Source organism: Halobacillus litoralis, assembly GCF_009856355.1.
Lineage (GTDB): Bacteria > Bacillota > Bacilli > Bacillales > Halobacillaceae > Halobacillus > Halobacillus litoralis_B.
The window spans coordinates 1-21,452 of sequence record NZ_WMEW01000014.1; the positions used below are offsets into that span (position 1 = coordinate 1).

The following is a 21,452-nucleotide window of genomic DNA, read 5'->3' on the forward strand; positions in this document are numbered from 1 at the left end:
TCGCTGGGTAGCTACGTGTGGTCGGGATAAGTGCTGAAAGCATCTAAGCATGAAGCCCCCCTTGAGATGAGATTTCCCTCTGCTTCGAGCAGATAAGATCCCTCAGAGACGATGAGGTTGATAGGTCTGAGGTGGAAGCGTGGTGACACGTGGAGCTGACAGATACTAATGGATCGATGACTTATCTATGTAAAGAAGGCGAAAGCGACTGGTCAAATCCGACTGGCTAAGCAAACATTCGTAAAGGCTGTGTTTTTTCAGTCTTGAAGAAGGTGTGCTTAGAACAGCGAGGATTTAGGAGCTGCAGCCGGACTGAACTTCGTGAATGATGTTTAATCAATAAATGTTTCCTTATCCAGTTTTGAGGGTTCACCTCAAACTTTATATCGATGTGGTGGTGAAGGCGAAGAGGTCACACCTGTTCCCATGCCGAACACAGCAGTTAAGCTCTTCAGCGCCGATGGTAGTCGGGTTTACCCCCGTGAGAGTAGGACGCTGCCACATTGATTCTCTTTCCTTATTGTTTTGAAGACTTTTATGATTCCAACGTAGCTCAGTGGTAGAGCAATCGGCTGTTAACCGATCGGTCGTAGGTTCGAATCCTACCGTTGGAGCCACTTGCTTCCATAGCTCAGTGGTAGAGCACTTCCATGGTAAGGAAGGGGTCGCCGGTTCAAATCCGGCTGGAAGCTCTGAAAGTTTTGTATCATTGGCCCGTTGGTCAAGTGGTTAAGACACCGCCCTTTCACGGCGGTAACACGGGTTCGAATCCCGTACGGGTCACCACTTTGGAGGATTAGCTCAGCTGGGAGAGCACTTGCCTTACAAGCAAGGGGTCGCAGGTTCGATCCCTGCATCCTCCACCATATTAAAGCCGGCCTAGCTCAACTGGCAGAGCAACTGATTTGTAATCAGTAGGTTGGGGGTTCAAGTCCTCTGGCCGGCACCACTTTTCAAGTGGAGGGATAGCGAAGTTGGCCAAACGCGGCGGACTGTAAATCCGCTCCCATCGGGTTCGTAGGTTCGAGTCCTACTCCCTCCACCATTTTATTTTAATGTTTCATAAGAAGCTGACTTAATCATCAGCTATTTTTTATGAAAAAATTCCACATGATTGTATAATATTCTTAAGATGGTTATACTAAATTTGTACTTGTTGGGCCATAGCCAAGCGGTAAGGCAACGGTTTTTGGTACCGTCATGCGCTGGTTCGAATCCAGCTGGCCCAGCCATTTTTCCTTTAAGAATAGGACTACCATGTGTTGAGCATATTCTATATAGGAGCCATTAGCTCAGCTGGTAGAGCATCTGACTTTTAATCAGAGGGTCGAAGGTTCGAATCCTTCATGGCTCATCTCTTTTTCGCGGGAGTAGTTCAGTGGTAGAACACCACCTTGCCAAGGTGGGGGTCGCGGGTTCGAATCCCGTCTCCCGCTCCATATGGGGCCTTAGCTCAGCTGGGAGAGCGCCTGCTTTGCACGCAGGAGGTCAGCGGTTCGATCCCGCTAGGCTCCACCATTACATAGAACGAAATAGATCCTGGTGATCTTTTTATACGATAGAAAGCCTGACATCCAACTTGTCAGGCTTTTTTTATATCTGATCATCGGGCCGCGTTTGAGCCGCCGGTTTGTAAACATGCACCATTACCACTATCAGGCAGGAAATAGCGTATATATATACACAATGATGTCCAGTTGAGTCATCTTCAATAAAACGGATACAATGAAAATAGTGTTAAAAGGAGGAACTTTAATGAATAAACAGCTTTCAGTAATCGGAGTACCCATGGATCTTGGACAAATGCGCCGGGGAGTCGATATGGGGCCAAGCGCTATCCGGTATGCAGGGATGGTTGAACGTCTAGAGCAGTTAAGTTATACCATTGAAGATCTAGGAGACATTGAGATTCCTCGTCCGAAGCACCAAACGGATGTAAAGCATGACAACCTTAGAAACCTTCACGAAATTGCTGAAGGAACGAGCAGACTGGCGGAAGCCGTCGATCAAGTCATTGAAAACGGCCGTTTCCCTCTTGTACTTGGCGGAGATCACAGTATTGCGATGGGAACTCTTGCAGGAGTCGCTAAACACTACAATAATCTGGGAGTTATCTGGTACGACGCTCACGGAGATTTAAATACAGCAGATAGTTCACCGTCCGGCAATATTCATGGCATGCCGCTGGCGGCAAGTCTGGGAATCGGACATGAAAAGCTGACAGGCATTCATGACTATTCGCCGAAAATTAAGCCTGAGAACATTGTCATTATCGGAGCGCGCTCTCTGGATGAAGGGGAGAAGGTACTGATAAAGGAACAGGGGATCAAAGTCTATACGATGCATGAAGTCGACCGTATGGGAATGACTAAAGTCATTGACGAAACCGTGGATTATTTGAAGGACAGGACAGACGGTGTGCACCTCAGCCTTGATTTGGACGGGCTGGATCCGAATGATGCGCCTGGAGTCGGTACACCTGTTATGGGCGGCTTGAGTTATCGTGAAAGCCACCTGGCCATGGAAATGCTCCATCAATCGCAAATGATTACATCCGCTGAGTTTGTAGAAGTTAACCCGATCCTTGATGAAAAAAATAAAACCGCCGGCGTAGCGGTCGGTTTGATGGGTTCTTTATTTGGAGAAACTCTGAAATAAGTCCGATGATTAACAGTAACCTGCTTTACTTAAGGCGGGTTGCTGTTTTTTATATTGTATTTCATCATATTCATTAAGGAGCTGATCAAGCTTAACACTCACCTTGACAACTTCCGGGGATGTTAAGTGATGGAGGCGGGCTAAACGGCTCATTTCCAAACGACAAGCTTCGATTTCTTCTGTCAACGAAGTCACTCGCGTCATGTTTTGTGTCCTCCTAAGAAATTTTTTACATTTACAGCTTTATATCCGATACTAAAAAAAGTTAAACTTATATTTAGGAAAAAGATATATTTTTTTATATATCTTTTTGAAACTTTGAGGCGAGGTCATCCGTAAAGGATATCGACCGCACATATAGCGGAGGTATAACAAATGGAAACCATGATAAAACAGAAAATAAAACAAGTGAAAAAGGGTGATCAGGCAGCGTTTGAAGACATTGTATCTTTTTACCAGAACAAAGTCTATCACATATGTCTGCGGATGATCGGGAACTCATACGAAGCTGAAGATCTTGCACAGGAAGCATTTATCCGGGCCTATACAAACCTCCACACGTTTGATGAGCGGCGCAAATTCTCAACATGGCTGTATAGGATAGCCACCAACTTATCAATAGATCGAATCCGGAAGAAAAAGCCGGACTATCACCTCGATGCTGAAGTGAGGGGAACGGATGGACTGGATATGTACTCTCAGCTGGCTGCTGATCAGGCACTGCCGGAGGAAGAGGTGGAAAGCCTTGAACTGCAGACGTACATTCACAAGGAAATCCTCGCCCTGCCTCCGAAGTATCGGAGCGTGATCGTGCTGCGGTATTTGGATGAGTTAGCTCTCCAGGAAATCGCCGAAGTCCTTGATATTCCTGTAGGAACGGTGAAGACAAGGGTACACAGGGGAAGGGAAGCATTAAGAAAACGGCTTCGCCATGTATGAAGGAGTTGAGAGGGAATGAATTGCAGAAAAGAAGCCATTACACTCATGCATAAGTATTTAGACGGCGAGTTAAACAAAGAGGAAGAAAGACGACTGAGAGACCACCTGCAGAGCTGTCCGTCCTGTCAGAGCCATTTTCATGAACTGAAGCGGACAACAACCTTGATTACCAATACGTCTCCAGCTTCTGCCCCGCCCCGGTTCACGGCGAATGTGATGAACAACCTGCCGAAGCAGAAGAAACGGAGAAATTATATACGCAGACTGCAGCAGCACCCGATTCTGACAGCCGCTGCTGTCTTCTTCATTCTCATGTTCAGTGGTATATTCACGGCATGGAATCAGGATCAGCAGGTAACGGTATCAAAGCAGGAAAACCTGGAAATCAGGGAGCATACCGTTATTGTACCGGATGGTGTTACGGTTAAGGGTGATCTTGTCGTCCGGAATGGGGATCTCCGAATTGACGGGGCTGTCGATGGAAATGTGACCATCATTAACGGAGATATTCTGGAAGGAACGACAGAAGACCCGGGATCAGGAGAATTGAACCGCGCTGATCTCAGAGCCTACTCTGGGGAACTCACGGAAGTGAACCAGATGTATGAGTGGGTGTGGTATCATACGAAACAAACCGTGTCCGATATCTTTTCCTTCGGATCTGAACAGGAAGACTAAAGGCAGGATGACAGCGGTCATTCTGTCTTTTTTTGGGGTATGATATGATGGAGGAAGGTTCTGATATATTCAAAAAAGCTTATGTGATATAATGGTAAATGTGAATTTTTCAGATTTATTTTATTTAAAAGGAAGTGTAGGCATGCTTGATGGGGGACTGGATGTTTTAGATTACCTGTTGATAACTGTGGATATCGCCCTTGTCTGGTTTGTTGTATATAAATTAATCATGCTGATCCAAGGGACGAAGGCGGTCCAGCTTCTAAAAGGAATCTTCATTATCCTGGGGATATGGCTGCTGAGTAATTTATTTGGACTAACCACGCTGCGATGGCTGATGTCACAAGCCATTACCTGGGGTTTCCTGGCTATTATCATTCTGTTCCAGCCGGAGCTGAGAAGAGCTCTTGAACAGCTTGGACGGGGAAGCTTTTTCAGCAGGAATACGTCAGAAGAAGAAGATACGGAAAAAACGCTGCAGGCGATTATTAAATCCTGCAACTATATGGCGAAACGCAGAATCGGAGCTTTGATTACGATCGAACGTGATACGGGCATGGGAGACTATGTAGAGACAGGGATCCGGGTCAATGGACACTTATCGAGTGAACTGCTCACCAACATATTCATACCGAATACACCGCTTCATGATGGAGCCGTTATACTTAAGAATGATGAAATTGTAGCTGCTGCCTGTTACCTTCCATTGTCGGAAAGCCCCTTTATCTCCAAGGAACTGGGGACGCGCCACCGGGCAGCGATGGGCATCAGTGAAGTGACGGATGCATTGACGATTGTCGTTTCGGAGGAGACCGGGGCCATTTCCTGTACAAAAAATGGTGAACTGCACCGCGAGCTTGACCAGGTGAAGCTTGAGGAAATGCTGCGTACAGAGCTCGATTACTCCGCTCCTGCCGTTAAAAGCTGGAACTGGAGGGGGAAAAAGAATGGATAATTGGTTTAAAAGTGTATGGTTTATCCGGATTATCTCACTTCTTTTAGCCGGACTGCTCTGGGTGACGGTCAATGTCGATAACAATATGGATTCTGATTCCCTGTTTTTCAATGAGACTTCATCGGAATCCGAAACGATGGAAAACATTCCACTCGAAATCCGTTTTGACAGTGAAGAATATGTGGTCAGCGGGATTCCGCAGGATGTTACGGTTACAGTAGAGGGACCCGCAGGTGCTGTAGCGCCTGTTTCACGTCAGAAGAACTTCAGCGTCTTTGCCGATTTGAATGACCTTGGACCTGGAACCCATGAGGTGGCCCTGCAGCATTCAGGAATCAGCAGCCAGCTGGCTGTTTCCCTTGATCCGAAGATCATTGAAGTGGAAATTGAAGAAAAGACAACCGAAAATTATGATGTAAGCATCGACTATGTGAATGAAGGCAGTCTGGATACAAGCCTTGAACTGGGAACCCCGGAGGTATCTCCGGCCCAGGTGGAGATCACTGGTGCAGCATCAGTGATTGAAAGGGTAGCTTCCGTAAGAGCCATCGTTGACGTAGATTCAGCTGAGGAAATCGTTGAGCAGGAGGAAGCTCCTGTGAAAGTTTATGATAACCAGGGGAATGAGCTGAGCGTTCTTGTAGAGCCTGCGGCCGTTGATGTAAGTGTTCCTGTATCCAAACGCTCGAAAGAGGTTCCGGTGACGCCGGAAGCAAGCGGCGGTACTCAGGAAGGGGTTCTTATCGAAGAGGTAACAACAGAAGTGGAAAATGTGACGTACCAGGGACCTGAAGAGGTACTGGACGGTATGGAAGAACCTGTTGAAATTCCAGTGGATGTGACGGAAGTGACCGAGGATCAGGTAGTGGAAGTGGATGTTCCGCTGCCTGAAGGGACAACGGCGGTATCACCGGAAACGATAGAGGTCACCATTGATGTGCTTGATGACCAACAGGGAGAGTAATTCAAAATAATCGTACTTAATTGACTTGTATAGGACAGAAAGAGAGGTTCGTTGAAAATGGGTAAATATTTCGGAACAGACGGCGTTCGTGGGATCGCTAACAAAGAATTAACACCAGAACTGGCTTTTAAATTAGGACGTTACGGCGGTTATGTCGTAACCAAAGGGGTGGAGCGTCCAAAGGTTTTAATCGGCCGTGATACGAGAATTTCCGGTGAAATGCTGGAAGGAGCCCTCGCTGCCGGTCTACTCTCCATTGGAGCGGAAGTGATGCGTCTCGGCGTCATTTCAACACCAGGAGTAGCCTTTTTAACTAAAGCGCTTCAGGCTGAAGCAGGAATTATGATTTCCGCCTCCCACAATCCGGTGGAAGACAACGGGATCAAGTTCTTCGGCCCGGATGGATTTAAGCTGACAGATGATCAGGAAGCAGAAATCGAAGCATTGATTGATGCAGAGCAGGACGATCTGCCACGTCCTTCCGGTTCTGACCTTGGTCAGATCAATGACTACTTCGAAGGCTGCCAGAAATACCTGCAGCACTTGAAGCAGACGGTGGATTATGACTTTGACGGCCTCCACATTGCTCTTGACTGTGCACACGGAGCTACGTCTTCACTCGCTTCTCATCTCTTTGCCGATCTGGAAGCGGACATTTCCTCCATCGGGTCGTCTCCGGACGGCCTGAATATCAATGCCGGGGTAGGATCGACCCATCCGGAAGCTCTTCAGTCTCTTGTGAAAGAGAAAAAGGCAGATATCGGGCTTGCCTTTGACGGAGATGGTGACCGTTTAATCGCTGTCGATGAAAAAGGAAACATTGTAGACGGCGACCGTATCATGTTTATTTGTGCAAAATATATGAATGAGAAAGGTCTTCTGAACCACTCAACGGTTGTATCCACTGTCATGAGTAACCTTGGATTCTATAAGGCTGTGGAAGCCAACGGCATTAAGAGTGATAAAACGGCTGTAGGCGACCGTTATGTGATGGAAGAAATGCGCCGGGGAGGTTATAACCTCGGTGGGGAGCAGTCCGGCCACATCATCTTCCTTGAACACAACACGACAGGAGATGGGATGCTTTCTGCGCTTCAGCTTGTGAACGTTGTAAAAGAGACTGGGAAGCCCCTGTCTGAGCTTGCTGCAGAAATGGAGAAGTTCCCACAAGTGCTGAAGAATATTAAAGTTATTGATAAAAACCGTGTGCAGACACATCCTCGCATTCAGGAAGCTATTCAGGCGGTGGAAGAGGAAATGGGAGACAGCGGCCGTGTCCTTGTCCGTCCTTCCGGAACAGAACCACTCGTGAGGATCATGGTCGAAGCTCCGACCGAAGAGCAATGCGAAACCTACTGTAACAAAGTCGTTGCAGTTGTAGAAGAAGAACTAGGCATGGAATAAAGAATGGACGCGCAGCTTCTCACACATAGGGGAGCTGCGCATATTCTATTACAAGGTCCTTACAATTCATTAACGGCTCTGATTTTTGTTGACCTTTTTTACAGTGCTCAGGTAAAATATTACTTGTGATTGAAAAATCTGTCGAAATCCTTTTAAATGGGGAAACCTAAGGGTAAGAGACGAGAGAGGCTTCATTTTGAAATAGGTAAGGAGGATAGAGGTCATCGGTTATTTAAAGCGCCAGGACTGTGCAGACGGAATGATTTTACGCACAGTTGACGAGGTGGAGGTTCATCGAGCATTCGGCGGATGCCTCCCGGCTGTGACACTTCAGCCGCAGATGCAGCTGTAAAACGGAAAGGCGACTTTTCGAACAATACGGCTGGATAAAGTGCACAAGATATAGATCGTTGAGGGAGAGGGGCAGCGAATAGCCCCGTGCTGACATTCGTTGCCCTTCTCGTAAATTAAGGAGGACAACAATTATGTGTGGAATTGTAGGATATATTGGACAACAGGATACAAAGGAAATTTTGTTAAACGGACTGGAAAAGCTTGAATACCGCGGCTATGACTCCGCTGGAATTGCTACCTTGAATGATAACGGCGTTGAAGTAACGAAAGTCAAAGGCCGTATTGCTGCACTACGCAGTGCAGTCGATGAAAACGTAGCATCCACCCACGGCATTGGTCACACACGCTGGGCGACCCACGGTGCTCCGAGTGAAGAGAACGCCCACCCGCACCAAAGTACTTCCGGCCGTTTTACGCTTGTTCATAACGGCGTTATCGAAAATTACGTGGATGTGCGCGATGAATACCTGGCGGGCGTTGAGCTGAAGAGTGAAACAGATACCGAAATCATCGTTCAGCTGATCGAAGTCCTTCATGAGGAAATGAACGATGTAGCGGCTGCCTTCCGTAAAGCTGTGAAGCTTCTGACAGGATCTTATGCCATCGCATTGATCGATCGTGAGAACAAGGACACGATTTATGTAGCGAAAAACAAGAGCCCGCTTCTTGTCGGCCTTGGTGAAGACTTCAACGTTGTAGCCAGTGATTCCATGGCGGCGCTTCACGTAACAGATCAGTTCCTTGAGCTGATGGATAAAGAGACAGTCATCGTCCGTCGTGACGGAGTTGAAATTCTGTCTCCTGAGGGTGAAGTGGTTACTCGTGAGCCGTTCACAGCAGAAATCGATGCGACAGATATCGAAAAAGGCACCTACCCTCACTTCATGCTGAAGGAGATTGATGAGCAGCCTTTCGTTATCCGTAAAATCATCCAGGAGTACCAGGATGAAAACGACGACATCAAATTGGATGCGGACATCCGTAATGCGATGAAGGAATGCGACCGTATTTACATCATTGCTGCGGGAACAAGCTACCACGCCGGCCTTCTCGGCAAACAGTTCATTGAAAAGCTGGCGAATATTCCAGTAGAAGTGCACGTGGCCAGTGAGTTCTCCTACAACATGCCGCTTCTATCCGAGAAGCCATTGTTTGTATATATTTCCCAAAGTGGGGAAACGGCAGACAGTCGTTCTGTTCTTGTTCAGACGAAAGAGCTTGGCCACCCGGCTCTGACGATTACCAATGTTCCAGGATCCACCCTCTCCCGTGAGGCGGATTATACACTGCATCTGCATGCGGGTCCTGAGATTGCGGTAGCGTCTACAAAAGCTTATACAGCCCAGATGGCTGTACTTGCGATCCTGGCCGTTGATACAGCCCGTGCCAAAGGAATTGAGCTTGATTTTGATCCGATGCAGGAGCTTGGGATCGTAGCGAATGCTATGGAAGCCCTGACGGACCAAAAAGAAGAGCTGGAAGATCTTGCGCGTGAATATCTGCCTGTCACACGCAACTGCTTCTTCATCGGCCGCGGCATCGACTTCTACGTCGGCCTTGAAGGTTCATTGAAGCTTAAGGAAATCTCCTACATCCAGGCGGAAGGATTCGCTGGCGGAGAGCTTAAGCACGGAACCATCGCTCTGATTGAAGAAGGCACGCCGGTTGTAGCGCTTGCGACACAGGAAAACGTCAACTACTCCATCCGTGGAAACGTACAGGAAGTGGAAGCACGCGGAGCGAACAGCATGATCATCAGTATGAAAGGTCTTGAGAAGGAAGGCGATGCGTTTGTCATCCCTCACGTTCATGAGATCCTGACACCACTTGTGTCTGTTGTACCGCTTCAGTTGATTTCCTACTACGCAGCTCTTCACCGTGACTGTGATGTAGATAAACCACGGAACCTTGCAAAAAGTGTGACGGTTGAATAATAATAAAAAGCTTCAGAGGAATCCTTCCTCTGAAGCTTTTTTTATTCTCCGAACATATAGGTTTTATGATGATACGAGATCGAGAAGGCTATGCCGAGAGCCATCAGGTTTCCTAAGAGGGCACTTCCTCCATAACTGATGAACGGCAGCGGAATCCCTGTAATAGGAAGAAGCTGAACGGACATGCCGATGTTTTGGAAGACGTGAAAGGCAATCATACTGATGATTCCCACCATGACATAGGAACTGTAATGGCTGTTTGCTTTAAAAGCAATTGTCGTAAAGCGGTAGATCAGGAAGAAGAACAGGATAATAACGATACACGAGCCAAGAAACCCATATTCCTCTGCAATGATGCTGAAAATAAAGTCCGTTTGAGCTTCAGGAAGGTAGACCTCTCTTTCTCCGAAACCCTTCCCGTAAAGCTGTCCCGATCCTATCGCCCGCATCGCTTTCACGAGCTGATAACCGGATGAATCCTCGTATTTGGTCGGTTGGAACCAGGAATAGATACGTCCCAGCTGGTATTCCTTTACACCGAGGTATTTATCGAGAATTTGTGGAGCTTGGATGGCCAGCCAGATCAGGCTTGTCCCAAGCGCAGAAATGACAGCAAAAATCGGCAGGATGATTTTCCACTGGATTCCTGAAATTAAAATAAAACCAGCGAGGATTGCTAAAAAGACGAGCCCTGTTCCTAAGTCAGGCTGCTGCATGACTAATAGGAATGGAACGCCCGCAGCGGCTCCGAGCTTAAGAAGGAGCATGAAGTCCGACTTCAGTGACGAAGAGCTTCTGCTGTTATGATTAACGGCAATCCTTCCGAGAACGAGTATCGTAAAAATTTTAACAAGCTCTGCAGGCTGCAGAGATAAACCTGGCAGGGTGAACCAGCTTTTCTGCCCCTTGATGACAGGAGCGATCGAAGGTGGTGCCAGAATCAAGGCAATAAGTAAAACAAGACCGAAACCATATAAGTACCAGCTGACTTTTTTAAAATCTTCAGGATCCACGATCATCATGAACCCAATAACAACTCCGCCGACCCCGTACCAGACCAGCTGTTTGAGTACAAAGTTTTCATTGTACTGCGTACTTTGCTGGGCGCTGAACAAGGCGACGGAGCTGATCGCAATAAAACAGCAGATAATAAAGAACAGCTGCCAGTCAAACCTTTCTTCAAATTTCATGATTAGTCCTACATCCTCTCGTGTTGGCGGCGCATGCAGAATAAGCGTGCTGTTGACTATTATAAGCACAGAATCCGGTTTTGAAAAGTGACGGCAGCCCATATTTCATAATAATTTCCTTAAGATGAAGGCATAAAAAAAGAAAGACATCTTTCTTTGTCTTTCTTAAAACGAACACGTAAATAAGCGTTGGAATTTCATATAGTTATACATGGTACGGGCGTGGCGGCCTTCACGGGTATGTGGGCTTTGGAGCTGTCCTAAACGACGGATGAAAGCATCATCACAATAGCAGTAATTCCTCGTATAACGGTAGCACTCATCATGGGCTTTACACGCAGCATCGACAGCATTGACCGGTTCTCCAGGTCCGCTGCATCCAGGTCCGCAGTATTTGTAACCGGGAAACACACAAAATCCAGGCCGGCGTACAGATCTTCTTCGTCCGGGCATAGAATCACCTCCAAATCCATGATCTTCTGATAGTGTATGCTTCAACCGCCGGTTTGGGGTGGTCACTTGTTTATCCCTGTTTAAAAAAGGAGGAAGCGGTGATAAACGGTGAGGAAAATATAATCGAAACCGGGCTCCTGAAATCCGGAAGCCCCTGATTGGAGAGGACCGTCTGGGCCTATCTTTCGTCAGATCCTAAGGGAAGAGGCATGACTTTCAGTGAAAAGGGATATAACACTAATACGAGTCATTTTTAAAGGAGGCACTTCTATGACCTACAAATCTGTCATCTTAGGAACAGGACCGGCTGGTCTGACAGCCGCCGTATATCTTGCACGAGCAGACATGGAACCCCTGGTGATCGAGGGGCCGGAACCTGGAGGGCAGTTGACCCTGACGACGGAAGTAGAAAACTTCCCCGGTTTTCCGGACGGAATCATGGGCCCTGAACTTATGGATAATATGAAGAAGCAGGCGGAACGGTTCGGTGCTGTCTTCAAACGGGGATGGGTAACGGATGTCCAGGTCGATCAGCGGCCATTTACGCTTCAAGTGGACGGTATCGGCGAGGTCCAGACAGAGAGCCTGATCATCTCTACAGGGGCGTCGGCCAAGCTGCTCGGTATTCCCGGCGAGAAAGAGAACATCGGAAAAGGAGTGAGCACCTGTGCCACGTGTGATGGATTCTTTTTCCGCGGGAAAAAGGTCGTGATCATCGGGGGTGGGGATTCAGCGATGGAAGAAGCCACCTTCCTGACCAAGTTTGCCAGTGAAGTCCAGGTCATCCACCGCCGCAACGAACTGCGTGCTTCTAAAATTATGCAGTCGAGAGCTCAGGAAAATGAAAAAGTAACGTGGGCGTTGAATAAAACACCCATCGAAATGGTATCGGACGGTATGAAAATTTCCGGCATCAAAGTGAAGGATAATGATACCGGCAAAGAAGAAGTCATCGATACAGATGGTATTTTCGTTGCCATCGGTCATAATCCGAACACAGATTTTCTAAAAGGAAAGCTGGATATGGACGAGAAGGGTTATCTCCTTGTTGAACCAGGGACGACCAATACGAATATTCCCGGCGTCTTCGCCTGCGGGGACGTCCAGGATCAAAAGTACCGTCAAGCCATTACAGCAGCCGGTACCGGATGTATGGCTGCGATGGATTCTGAACGCTTCCTGGAAGGCGAAGCGGCTGTCGATTGGAGCCAGAACCTATCATAATACAAAGACTGTCCTGTAAGGACAGTCTTAGGCTGTAGAACAAGCCTGAGATAACCAATTAGAGTTGTCCATTTGTCGTGTGAAGGGTCACTTTCCGCTTATCGGTGGATGAATGCCTCGGGCACGACCTCAGCTAACTTGGTCAGGAAGACCGCCTGCCCAAGTGGATCTTCGGCCCGTGCTGTTCCCGCAGGCATCACCACCGAACGCTCCTCGTGCCGACGTTAGAATATTTAGAAGAGAGATTGTGCCCTGAGCAGGTTCGCAGATTCAAAAGAACGGCCTTGGCTGCGCTGATGAAGGCTGACTGCCGGAATATGAAAAGGACTGTCCTCCATCCAGCAAGGGTGAGCTGGGGGAAGGAGCGGATTGTTCGATTTTAAAGAATTCCCAAGGAGCGGTGCCCCTTCCACTCCTGCGGAAGAACGAGTGGTCCGAGATCGCCGAGCGTGGGTTTTGCGAGGAAGCTCGGGCGCTCGTCCGCGGAAAGGGAAGGGGCTTACGCTCCTGGCGGTCAGAAAGAAAAAACTTGTAAAGAAACAGGAGTTTCTCTACAAGTTGAGACTGTCCTGTAAGGACAGTCTTTTTTGTGGTCTCGAATTATTGTGTGGAATTGAATATTCTGGAATAAGAAGATAGAATACAGTCACTACAGCACAGAAGGGCAAGAAGCCTTTACATATGTCCATATATAAAGAAGATTGAACAAATGACATGGGGAATAGCAAAAAAAGCTTCAAGGGGGTAGGAAAAATGGGAGACTATGTTCATGAAATCCGAAAGAAAATCGGTTCCCGGCCACTGATTACAGCCGGATCCACCATCATCGTACAAGATGAGCGGGACAGGGTGCTGCTTCAGCTTCGTTCAGATACAGAAGAATGGGGCCTGCCCGGCGGAGCTCTGGAGCCGGGGGAAACACTTGAGGAGACAGCCGCACGGGAATTGAAGGAAGAAACCGGGCTGACGGCGGGTTCCTTCATCCAGCATGGTACGTTCTCCGGAGAAGACTATTACTTTCAATACCCGAACGGTGATGAGGTGTACAACGTCATTACAGTCTTCCTCGCTGGTAAGCCGTTGGAAAATGAAACCCTTCCGGACCAGGAAACACTGCAAATTGCTTACTATCCATTGAGTGAGCTTCCTGAAAACCTGGATGAACGGGCCCGGTTGATATTAAGGGAGATCCGACAATGAAGCGGGTGATGATTGTTGGTGTATCATCCGGCGTGGGCAAGTCCACGCTGGCCCGGGAAATGGGTAAACGCCTTGACCTCCCTGTGCATCACCTTGATGCCCTGCACTGGGAGCCGGGGTGGAAGGAAGCGGAGCCGGATGTATTTGCCGCCCGTCAGAAGGCGGTCGCAGCCGGAGATAAATGGATTATTGAAGGGAACTACCGGCCCACCTATGACATCAGAGCAGCACGAGCTGATACGATCGTCTATGTGGAGCTGCCTCTACGCGTCTGCCTCTATCGTGTCGTAAAGCGCTGGTGGAAGTTCCGAGGACGGTCGAGGCCGGATCTCGGGCCGGGTTGTGAGGAGCGTCTCGACTATGATTTTCTTAAGTTTATTGTCACTACATACCACAGACGGAAAAGGGAGATGCAGGAGAGACTTTTGAGCTTTCAGTTGGAGAATCCTTCAAGTGAGGTGATTCAGATTAGAAGTCAACGGGAGACTGCCGCTTTTCTTAAATATATGGAACAGTGATCTTCCGTGTGCTGTATGCCGGGCGGCAGAAAAGGGGACGATGTTAAAGAATTGTCATAGAATCCTCAGGCTTCTTTTTAGAAAAAAGGGCGTTCATCCTTTATAATGAAGGTAATGTGAAAAACTTCACAAAAACTACGTATAAGGAGTTTTCTATAGATTATGAAGCATCTCAGCCGCTTTGCTTTTGCTGATCGTAAAGGGATGACGCTGTTAATCGTAACCTCCCTATTAATCGGGGCAGCTGTCATTGGCCAATCCTATTATTTTGTTGCGATTGTTGATCGGATCTTCCTTGACCAGCAAAGCCTCCAGGATGTTCTGCCTTTGTTTGCCGGTCTTTTTCTCGTCCTGGCTGGACGTACACTCTTCACCTGGCTCAACGGCAGGACGGGCATCCGTCTTGCTTCGCGCGCCAAGGCGCATTACCGGCGCCGCTTGATTGAAAAGCTGTCCAGGCAGTCGATTTCCGCTTCGGTGACGGGACAGTCCGGCCAAAAAGTGAGTGTCCTGATGGATTCTGTGGATGAACTGGACGGTTATTTCAGCCGTTACATCCCTCAGATGATTCAGACGCTGATCATCCCGTTGATGATTTTGGTGGTTGTATTCTCCGCCCATTTCTATTCCGGGCTGATCATGGTGATTACCGCTCCGTTCATCCCTATGTTCATGGCAATCATTGGTGTGATGACGAAGAAAAAATCAGAAGATCAGATGGAGAAGCTTTCGGCTTTTTCCGGACAGTTTCTGGATACGCTCCAAGGGCTTGTGACGCTGAAGCTGTTCAACCGCAGCCACCGCCAGCAGGAGGAAATTAAAACGAGCAGCCTTGGTTTTAAGACAGCTACCATGGAGGTGCTGAAGGTGGCGTTTGTATCCTCCTTAATGCTTGAATTCATTTCGATGCTCAGCATTGGCTTGATTGCTCTGGAAATCGCCATCCGCCTTGTCGTTTATGAGAGTGTTTCCTTCTTTACTGCCTTTTTTATTCTCATTCTTGCTCCGGAGTTTTATTTGACGTTAAAGGAATTCGGAAGTGCCTTCCATACCGGGCGCGGAGCATCCGGAGCTTCCAAGCAGCTCGAGCAGGCTTTGAGCGAAGAGGAGCGTTCCCTGGATTGGGGAGAGGGAGCGCATATGTATGAGCAGCCGCCGGCCCTGACCCTGCAGCATGTTCAGTTTCAGTACGAAGAGGGATTTGCCCTTGAGCCTGTATCTGTACATGTACCTGCAGCGAGTCATCTGGCCGTGGTAGGCAGGAGCGGATCGGGGAAGACGACTCTCCTCAATATCTTTTCAGGACTTCTTGCTCCCTCATCCGGCCAAGTGGAAATGAACGGAAGGGCGCTCTATTCCTACAAGGAAGCGGACTGGTTCAACGGTGTCAGCTACATCTCCCAGCATCCGTATCTTTTCTCCGGCACCATCGCAGAGAATATAGCGATCGGAGTCCCGGGGGCCTCAAGGGAAGCGGTCGCTTATGCCGCAGGGAAGGCGGGGCTTTCCCTGATGCTTGATACGTTGGAGGATGGACTGGATACATCGATCGGTGAAGGGGGAAGAGGTTTATCCGGCGGGGAGAAGCAGCGGATTGCCCTGGCCCGTGCCTTTTTGAAGAAGCCGTCGGTCATACTGTTTGATGAGCCTACTACAGGTCTGGATGTGAAAACCGAAACCATTCTTCAACGCTCCATTAAAGAGTTGTCAGAGACAGCGACTATGATTACGGTTGCCCACCGGCTGCACACGATTCAGGCGGCCGACCAGATTCTTGTACTCGATGAGGGGCGTGCTGTGGGTACAGGCACCCATGAACAATTAAAAGCCGAGCTGCCTCTATATCGACAGATGGTCACGATGCAGAAGGGAGGAGAAGGGGCATGAAGGATCTCAAAGAAGTCATTCGTCTCGTTACGCTTGAAAAAAAAGATATTCTCCTCTCGATTATCTTTGGCTTTCTGGCCGGCCTTTCTGCTGTAGGCTTGTTTGCATCCAGTGGATACTTGATTTCCAAGGCAGCTCTGCTTCCTCCTTTATATGCGCTGACAGTGCTCATCGCCTTTCTAAAGCTGTTTGGTTTCGCCCGTGCTCTCGGCCGGTATGCTGAGCGGTACTTTTCCCATAGAGCGACCTTTTCGATTCTCAGTCATCTGCGGGTCACTTTTTATAAACGGCTCGAACCGATTGCTCCAAGACTGTTCCAAAAGTATCGGAGCGGCGACCTCCTCGCCCGGATTGTCGGCGACGTGGAAAGTCTGCAGAACTTTTTCCTGCGCGTCTATTATCCGCCGGTCGTGCTCGTTATCATTTTCTTAGGGACGATTGTGTTCACGTCGATCTTTTCGCTTCCGGTAGCGGTTGTACTGCTGCTCGGCCTCGTCTTGACGGGTCTTGTCATCCCGGCCTGGTACAGTGTGAAGCAGAGGAAATCGAGCCGGTTTGTCCGTGAGTCCAGGGGACAGCTTTCTACGGAAGCCACTGAATTCATCTATGGGTTCAGAGACTTGAAGATTCACCAGCAGGTCCCCGAGAAGCAGGAAATGCTGCACCAGGCCTCCCGTGATTATCTTCACCAGCAGGAGAAGGACAGCCGGGAGATGCTCGCCAGTCATTCCTGGAACACATTTGTGACGCTTATGGTGTCCTGGGTGGTCCTGGGTCTTGGAGCATTCCTCGTCTCTTCAGGAGACTTGAATGGGCTGTTTCTCGCCATGCTTGTTATGATATCACTGACCGTTTTCGAAAATGCCGCACCGATGGCCGTTCTGCCTGCCCATTTGGAGGACAGCCGGCGGGCGTCCAAGCGGTTATTTTCATTGGTGGATGAAGAAGCCGGGGAAGAAGGCACAGAAAAGATGGACGGTCTCCATGCCCCGGCGGTTACGATGGAAGAAGTCAGCTGGCGTTTTCCAGGAGAACCGCGCCAGGCGTTGACGAATGTTTCGCTTTCCATTCCGTCCGGAAGTAAAACCGCCATTGTAGGTGCGAGCGGCTCCGGAAAGTCCACCATTTTTCAGCTGCTGTTGAAGTTTCAGACTGTGGATACAGGTGTTGTAAAAGTAGATGGGAAGGACATCCGGACGATAGATGAAGAAAGTCTCTGGGCACACACCAATGTGATGCTGCAGGAAAACCATTTCTTCTTCGGGACGGTCCGCGACAATTTGAGCATGGCGGATGAGAAGGCGACCGATGAGGAACAGCTGGCGGCTCTTGCCTCTACAGGTTTGTCCTTTTCCCTTGATAAAAAAGTCCTTGAAAAAGGAGGAAATTTATCCGGAGGTGAGAAGCAGCGTCTGGCGGCCGCCCGTGCCTTTTTGAAAGGGAAGCGGCTGTGGCTTCTTGATGAACCGACGTCGTCTGTGGATACATTGACGGAGCGCGGCATTTACAACCGGTTATTTGATCAGGCCAAAGATGATACAGTCATTTTGATCAGCCACCGGCTGAATGGATTGGATAAAATGGATCAGATCATTGTGATGGAAGGCGGAAAAGTTCAGGAATGCGGATCCTATGAGGATTTAATGAACCGCCGGGGTGTATTTTACGAAATGAAGAAGATTGAACAGAGTGTTCTTGCGTGAACGAAAAAAAGGGCCGCCACATCATGTGGCGGCTGTTTTTATGTGGGTTGAGATAAGACATGGACACAGGTCCCTTAATAATAGTATGGATAAGGGTAGGGGTAGTAATAAGGATAGGGACGGAAGGCGTATGGAAACAGTGCTAATGCCGTGAGACCGGCAATCGGATAAATCCCCCGCCGGAATCGCCGGGCCCGCCTGCGCCCGTACCCATACTGGCGTTCATCAGCCACCTGTCCGTGCTCGTCGACCACGACGTCTTCGCTGATCAGGATGGTGAAGGTGTCGCCGGAAACATCAACGAGAATGCCGTCAAAGGACCGGCCGTCCTGCATTTCGACCATGACGTGATAGTTCTCCATCTTTTTACAGTCGTTGTACCCCGGTTTGGAAGGGGCTTTTTGTTGACGATCTTCTGTCATTGAAACCAACTCCTCACCACCCATGATATTCACCCAACCTGATTATGTGACTCCAACACCTCAAAAGAAAACGTTATCATTTAATGGGAAGTTCTAGTAGAATGAAGGTGAATCTAAGGGAGAGGTGAGCGGATTGGAAAAGAAGAAACCTGTGGCGTTAGGGAATGAACTGTATCTCATTGACGGTTATGATTTAGGTTTTGAAGGTCGGACAGGTACATATGTATGTAATGAGAAACATACGACGTTGATCGAAACCGGACCGAGCCCGTCCATTCCTCATGTGCTGGCCGGGCTATCTGAGCTGGGTATCCGGCCGGAAGAGGTGGCGTTCATCATTCTGACCCATATTCATTTGGACCATGCCGGCGGAGCAGGGGTGCTTGTAAAGGAATGTCCAAATGCAGAGGTGATTGTCCATAAGAAAGGAAAACGCCACCTGGCTGATCCCTCCAGACTTGTGAAAGGGGCCCGGATGGTGTACGGGGAAGTTTTTGATCAGCTGTTCAATCCGGTCCTTCCTGTATCGGAAGAGAAGCTTGTCGTGAAGGAAGAGGGGGAGACGCTGAAGCTTTCGGACAGCCGTACTTTGACGTTTTATGACAGCCCGGGGCATGCCGGCCATCACCTTGCTGTCTATGATTCACGCAGCAGAGGGGTGTTTACCGGGGATACAGCAGGGATACGCTATCATCAGGTTGAAGATCGGATGGACTCTTTTTTCCTCCCCACGACCTCTCCTAATCAATTTGATCCGGACCTGATGATTTCCTCGATCGAAAAAATAGAGAGCCTTGATCCGAAACACTTGTATTTCGGCCATTTCGGAGCGACGGATCATCCTGAACAAGCGTTTGATCAAGTGAAAAAGTGGATTCCTGTATTCGTAAGTGAAGCCAAGGACGCGCTGGAACAGGGGGAAGGCATAGAAGTGATACAGAAGCGGCTTCACCTGCGTGTGTCCGAATACCTGGCCGGGAATGGCGTACCTGATGACCATCCGGTTTATCAGCTGCTTCAGCTCGATTTTGAGGTGTGTGCGATGGGGCTTGCGGATTATCTCCAAAAACAAAAGGTCTGACTAGCTTCATGCTTACAAGGACGTCCCGGGACAGTCTTCACGCTGTGCCGGCGTCTCTTTTCCAACCTCCGGAAAACTTTTTGAAACCAAAGAAGGGTGGATACGTAAATAAGCTGTAGACATAGAAAGGAGTTCTGACTCTTATGATAGGAATGCTGATTACAGCTCTATTATCTTTTATTTTATTTTTCATCCTGACGTTTATCGTCTATTGGAAAAACCGAATGAGAAGAAAGAAGATCATGAAGACAGCAGGCGGTGTGTTTATCTTCGGCTTTATCCTCATGTTCGTGATTACGTATGCGTTCATGCCGACCATTACCATACCGAACATGCTGATCCTGAACAGTATCGTCGCCATTCTGTTCGTGCCCCTTGTTTACGGCGGGGCTAAGGTGCCGGTGCAGTACCAGACGATGCACCGCTCATTATCGGGCGTCATTGTTCTTGTGACTGCTGTTTTGATCATCGGCGTTTTCGTCTACAGTATTTTTGCCCTGCAGGACAGCCATGATTCCATTGCCAAATCGGAAGAGGCAGAGGCACGTCCGTTGAATGAGGACAATACGCCGATTTCCGTCGCACCTGAATCGGCTCGTAACAAAGTGCAGAAAGCGATGAGTGTCGTACCGAATACACAGTTCTATGACCTTGGAAAACTTCAGGCCCAGCAGGTGGACGGGGATATCGTCTATGTCGCTCCTGTGGAATTCTCAAGCTTTTGGCGCTATGTGCGTGGAAATGAGACGGAAGGCTATTTCAAAATCGCAGCGACGAACATCAACGCCCAGCCCGAGTTCGTCCAAAGCAAAATGAAGTACACCAACTCGAGTTACTTCAACCATAACGTCCAGCGCGTCGTTTACAGTGCCCACCCGGACCATATTCAAAGCGGGGAAGCTCAGATTGAGGTGGATGATGAAGGAAAGCCATGGTATGTACAGACGATCTACAAACCGCTGTTCTTCTCCAACAGGCCCGATATGCAGGAGATCAAAGTTGCCGTGGTAGACCCTGTAACCGGAGAAGTGGACACCTATCCGGCTTCAGAGGCGCCTGAATTCATCGAAGGATCGGTGAGCTCCGAACTGGCCGCCACAGAGAATGAATACTTCGGTAAGTACATCAACGGATGGCTGAACTCCATTTTCGGTAAAAAAGATGTGAAAATCCCGAACGAATCCGGAACGGAAAGCAGTGTGACTCCGATTTTTGATGAGGACGGGGCGATGTACTACTTTACCGATATGGCTTCACCGAAAGAAAACATCGACTCAGCTCTTGGCTACACATTGATTGATGCCCGTACAGGTGAACTGACGTATTACAACGGCCAGCAGAACCAGGGGATCATGGATAGTAAAGGTGCGGTGCAGATCGTCAACAAGCAGTATCCGGAGAAAAACTGGACTGGAACGATGCCGGTGCTTTATAACGTTGACGGGCACCCGACGTGGATTGTGAACGTTCTGGATCCGAACGGGCTCTTTAAGCAGTACGCCTACATTAAGGCTGCAGATTCTGATTTTGCTGTCTTCGGCGATACGGCTAAGCAGACGCTGAACGCCTACCGTCTCCAGATTGCCCAGGACCCAAGCAATGTTGAAGGCAGTCAGGAGGTCGACCTCACGGAGAAAAGCGGGGTGATCAACCGCGTACTCGTCACCTCCACTGAATCAAGACAGTCCGTGCAGTTCCTCCTTGAAGGGGATACGACCATTTATACCGTTACGACCAGCAAAGCACCGTTATCGATCTTCCTGAAAGAAGGCGATCAGGTGGACCTTGAAGCGCGTATCAGGGAAAATGGAACCGGTACAGTGGAAACCATACAGATTGAAGGCATCAGCAATTAAGAAGGCAGCGGGGGGTTTTTCCCCTGCTGTTT

The 21,452-nt window shown here is 48.8% G+C and carries 18 protein-coding genes, 10 tRNA genes and 2 rRNA genes; 26 read left to right on the forward strand and 4 right to left on the reverse strand.

The window, feature by feature from the left end:
• The 13 genes from GLV97_RS16660 to rocF all read left to right on the forward strand — a co-directional run.
• Positions 1-189: ribosomal RNA gene (locus tag GLV97_RS16660) — 23S ribosomal RNA — on the forward strand; the annotation flags it as partial.
• 201 nt (positions 190-390) lie between these two features.
• Positions 391-504 (forward strand): 5S ribosomal RNA (gene rrf, locus GLV97_RS16665).
• A gap of 38 nt (positions 505-542) precedes the next feature.
• A tRNA-Asn gene (locus GLV97_RS16670) sits at positions 543-617 on the forward strand.
• A 3-nt stretch (positions 618-620) separates the two neighbouring features.
• Positions 621-692: transfer RNA gene (locus GLV97_RS16675), tRNA-Thr, on the forward strand.
• A 19-nt stretch (positions 693-711) separates the two neighbouring features.
• Positions 712-786, forward strand: a tRNA-Glu gene (locus tag GLV97_RS16680).
• Between the two features lie 4 nt (positions 787-790).
• Positions 791-866 (forward strand) — tRNA-Val (locus GLV97_RS16685).
• Between the two features lie 7 nt (positions 867-873).
• A tRNA-Thr gene (locus tag GLV97_RS16690) sits at positions 874-949 on the forward strand.
• A gap of 10 nt (positions 950-959) precedes the next feature.
• Positions 960-1,045: transfer RNA gene (locus GLV97_RS16695), tRNA-Tyr, on the forward strand.
• 112 nt (positions 1,046-1,157) lie between these two features.
• Positions 1,158-1,232: transfer RNA gene (locus tag GLV97_RS16700), tRNA-Gln, on the forward strand.
• 49 nt (positions 1,233-1,281) lie between these two features.
• Positions 1,282-1,354, forward strand: a tRNA-Lys gene (locus tag GLV97_RS16705).
• Between the two features lie 10 nt (positions 1,355-1,364).
• Positions 1,365-1,439, forward strand: a tRNA-Gly gene (locus GLV97_RS16710).
• 3 nt (positions 1,440-1,442) lie between these two features.
• A tRNA-Ala gene (locus GLV97_RS16715) sits at positions 1,443-1,518 on the forward strand.
• A gap of 237 nt (positions 1,519-1,755) precedes the next feature.
• Complete coding sequence (gene rocF / locus GLV97_RS16720; RefSeq protein WP_160839806.1) at positions 1,756-2,658, forward strand: arginase; 903 nt, start codon at positions 1,756-1,758, stop codon at positions 2,656-2,658.
• 9 nt (positions 2,659-2,667) lie between these two features.
• Here the strand turns inward: rocF and GLV97_RS16725 are convergent, their stop codons facing one another.
• Positions 2,668-2,862, reverse strand: coding sequence for an aspartyl-phosphate phosphatase Spo0E family protein (locus tag GLV97_RS16725; RefSeq protein ID WP_160839805.1), 195 nt, complete (start codon positions 2,860-2,862; stop codon positions 2,668-2,670).
• Between the two features lie 171 nt (positions 2,863-3,033).
• Here GLV97_RS16725 and sigW point away from each other — a divergent pair, with 171 nt between their 5' ends.
• The 6 genes from sigW to glmS all read left to right on the forward strand — a co-directional run bounded on the left by sigW (position 3,034) and on the right by glmS (position 9,886).
• Complete coding sequence (gene sigW, locus GLV97_RS16730) at positions 3,034-3,597, forward strand: RNA polymerase sigma factor SigW (RefSeq protein WP_160839804.1); 564 nt, start codon at positions 3,034-3,036, stop codon at positions 3,595-3,597.
• A 15-nt stretch (positions 3,598-3,612) separates the two neighbouring features.
• Entirely contained in the window at positions 3,613-4,275 is a 663-nt protein-coding gene (locus GLV97_RS16735; RefSeq protein WP_160839803.1) for an anti-sigma factor family protein, read from the forward strand.
• Between the two features lie 142 nt (positions 4,276-4,417).
• The gene (cdaA, locus tag GLV97_RS16740; RefSeq protein WP_160839811.1) at positions 4,418-5,230 is read left to right on the forward strand and encodes a diadenylate cyclase CdaA; all 813 of its coding nucleotides are present in this window, start codon (positions 4,418-4,420) and stop codon (positions 5,228-5,230) included.
• The gene (locus tag GLV97_RS16745; protein ID WP_160890148.1) at positions 5,223-6,194 is read left to right on the forward strand and encodes a CdaR family protein; all 972 of its coding nucleotides are present in this window, start codon (positions 5,223-5,225) and stop codon (positions 6,192-6,194) included. The genes cdaA and GLV97_RS16745 overlap by 8 nt, the downstream gene beginning before the upstream one ends.
• Before the next feature lie 57 nt (positions 6,195-6,251).
• Positions 6,252-7,598: a phosphoglucosamine mutase gene (glmM, locus tag GLV97_RS16750; protein ID WP_160842416.1), complete on the forward strand. Its 1,347-nt coding sequence runs from the start codon at positions 6,252-6,254 to the stop codon at positions 7,596-7,598.
• 485 nt (positions 7,599-8,083) lie between these two features.
• Positions 8,084-9,886, forward strand: a complete 1,803-nt coding sequence (gene glmS, locus GLV97_RS16755) for a glutamine--fructose-6-phosphate transaminase (isomerizing) (protein WP_160839801.1) — start codon at positions 8,084-8,086, stop codon at positions 9,884-9,886.
• Positions 9,887-9,927: 41 nt separating this feature from the next.
• Here the strand turns inward: glmS and GLV97_RS16760 are convergent, their stop codons facing one another.
• Positions 9,928-11,076 (reverse strand): FtsW/RodA/SpoVE family cell cycle protein, encoded by a 1,149-nt coding sequence (locus GLV97_RS16760; protein WP_160839800.1) that lies wholly within the window; start codon positions 11,074-11,076, stop codon positions 9,928-9,930.
• A gap of 165 nt (positions 11,077-11,241) precedes the next feature.
• Positions 11,242-11,529 (reverse strand): phospholipase, encoded by a 288-nt coding sequence (locus tag GLV97_RS16765; protein ID WP_160839799.1) that lies wholly within the window; start codon positions 11,527-11,529, stop codon positions 11,242-11,244.
• 270 nt (positions 11,530-11,799) lie between these two features.
• On the opposite strand from GLV97_RS16765, the gene trxB reads away from it, so the two are divergent.
• The 5 genes from trxB to cydC all read left to right on the forward strand — a co-directional run bounded on the left by trxB (position 11,800) and on the right by cydC (position 18,061).
• Positions 11,800-12,753, forward strand: coding sequence for a thioredoxin-disulfide reductase (gene trxB, locus GLV97_RS16770; protein WP_160839798.1), 954 nt, complete (start codon positions 11,800-11,802; stop codon positions 12,751-12,753).
• A 753-nt stretch (positions 12,754-13,506) separates the two neighbouring features.
• Complete coding sequence (locus GLV97_RS16775; protein ID WP_160842375.1) at positions 13,507-13,953, forward strand: NUDIX hydrolase; 447 nt, start codon at positions 13,507-13,509, stop codon at positions 13,951-13,953.
• Positions 13,950-14,471 carry a topology modulation protein gene (locus GLV97_RS16780; protein WP_160890149.1) on the forward strand — a complete coding sequence of 174 codons (522 nt, stop codon included), beginning with the start codon at positions 13,950-13,952 and terminating at the stop codon, positions 14,469-14,471. The genes GLV97_RS16775 and GLV97_RS16780 overlap by 4 nt, the downstream gene beginning before the upstream one ends.
• A gap of 162 nt (positions 14,472-14,633) precedes the next feature.
• Positions 14,634-16,358, forward strand: coding sequence for a thiol reductant ABC exporter subunit CydD (gene cydD, locus GLV97_RS16785; protein ID WP_160890150.1), 1,725 nt, complete (start codon positions 14,634-14,636; stop codon positions 16,356-16,358).
• On the forward strand, positions 16,355-18,061 hold the full coding sequence (gene cydC, locus GLV97_RS16790) for a thiol reductant ABC exporter subunit CydC (protein WP_160890151.1): 1,707 nt from the start codon (positions 16,355-16,357) through the stop codon (positions 18,059-18,061). Before cydD ends, cydC begins: the two co-directional genes overlap by 4 nt.
• A 74-nt stretch (positions 18,062-18,135) precedes the next feature.
• On the opposite strand, the gene GLV97_RS16795 is transcribed toward cydC, so the two are convergent.
• On the reverse strand, positions 18,136-18,483 hold the full coding sequence (locus GLV97_RS16795) for a hypothetical protein (RefSeq protein WP_160890152.1): 348 nt from the start codon (positions 18,481-18,483) through the stop codon (positions 18,136-18,138).
• 133 nt (positions 18,484-18,616) lie between these two features.
• Here GLV97_RS16795 and GLV97_RS16800 point away from each other — a divergent pair, with 133 nt between their 5' ends.
• Both GLV97_RS16800 and GLV97_RS16805 read left to right on the forward strand, forming a co-directional pair.
• Positions 18,617-19,564: an MBL fold metallo-hydrolase gene (locus GLV97_RS16800; protein ID WP_160890153.1), complete on the forward strand. Its 948-nt coding sequence runs from the start codon at positions 18,617-18,619 to the stop codon at positions 19,562-19,564.
• A 143-nt stretch (positions 19,565-19,707) separates the two neighbouring features.
• Positions 19,708-21,420, forward strand: a complete 1,713-nt coding sequence (locus tag GLV97_RS16805) for a DNA-binding protein (RefSeq protein ID WP_160890154.1) — start codon at positions 19,708-19,710, stop codon at positions 21,418-21,420.
• Positions 21,421-21,452 lie beyond the last annotated feature (32 nt).

What these genes read in the sequence shown, in the direction of transcription:
- rocF (WP_160839806.1), top strand. Translation starts at nt 1,756, where the DNA reads ATGAATAAACAGCTTTCAGTAATCGGAGTACCCATGGATCTTGGACAA.
- GLV97_RS16725 (WP_160839805.1), bottom strand. Translation starts at nt 2,862, where the DNA reads ATGACGCGAGTGACTTCGTTGACAGAAGAAATCGAAGCTTGTCGTTTG.
- sigW (WP_160839804.1), top strand. Translation starts at nt 3,034, where the DNA reads ATGGAAACCATGATAAAACAGAAAATAAAACAAGTGAAAAAGGGTGAT.
- GLV97_RS16735 (WP_160839803.1), top strand. Translation starts at nt 3,613, where the DNA reads ATGAATTGCAGAAAAGAAGCCATTACACTCATGCATAAGTATTTAGAC.
- cdaA (WP_160839811.1), top strand. Translation starts at nt 4,418, where the DNA reads ATGCTTGATGGGGGACTGGATGTTTTAGATTACCTGTTGATAACTGTG.
- GLV97_RS16745 (WP_160890148.1), top strand. Translation starts at nt 5,223, where the DNA reads ATGGATAATTGGTTTAAAAGTGTATGGTTTATCCGGATTATCTCACTT.
- glmM (WP_160842416.1), top strand. Translation starts at nt 6,252, where the DNA reads ATGGGTAAATATTTCGGAACAGACGGCGTTCGTGGGATCGCTAACAAA.
- glmS (WP_160839801.1), top strand. Translation starts at nt 8,084, where the DNA reads ATGTGTGGAATTGTAGGATATATTGGACAACAGGATACAAAGGAAATT.
- GLV97_RS16760 (WP_160839800.1), bottom strand. Translation starts at nt 11,076, where the DNA reads ATGAAATTTGAAGAAAGGTTTGACTGGCAGCTGTTCTTTATTATCTGC.
- GLV97_RS16765 (WP_160839799.1), bottom strand. Translation starts at nt 11,529, where the DNA reads ATGCCCGGACGAAGAAGATCTGTACGCCGGCCTGGATTTTGTGTGTTT.
- trxB (WP_160839798.1), top strand. Translation starts at nt 11,800, where the DNA reads ATGACCTACAAATCTGTCATCTTAGGAACAGGACCGGCTGGTCTGACA.
- GLV97_RS16775 (WP_160842375.1), top strand. Translation starts at nt 13,507, where the DNA reads ATGGGAGACTATGTTCATGAAATCCGAAAGAAAATCGGTTCCCGGCCA.
- GLV97_RS16780 (WP_160890149.1), top strand. Translation starts at nt 13,950, where the DNA reads ATGAAGCGGGTGATGATTGTTGGTGTATCATCCGGCGTGGGCAAGTCC.
- cydD (WP_160890150.1), top strand. Translation starts at nt 14,634, where the DNA reads ATGAAGCATCTCAGCCGCTTTGCTTTTGCTGATCGTAAAGGGATGACG.
- cydC (WP_160890151.1), top strand. Translation starts at nt 16,355, where the DNA reads ATGAAGGATCTCAAAGAAGTCATTCGTCTCGTTACGCTTGAAAAAAAA.
- GLV97_RS16795 (WP_160890152.1), bottom strand. Translation starts at nt 18,483, where the DNA reads ATGACAGAAGATCGTCAACAAAAAGCCCCTTCCAAACCGGGGTACAAC.
- GLV97_RS16805 (WP_160890154.1), top strand. Translation starts at nt 19,708, where the DNA reads ATGATAGGAATGCTGATTACAGCTCTATTATCTTTTATTTTATTTTTC.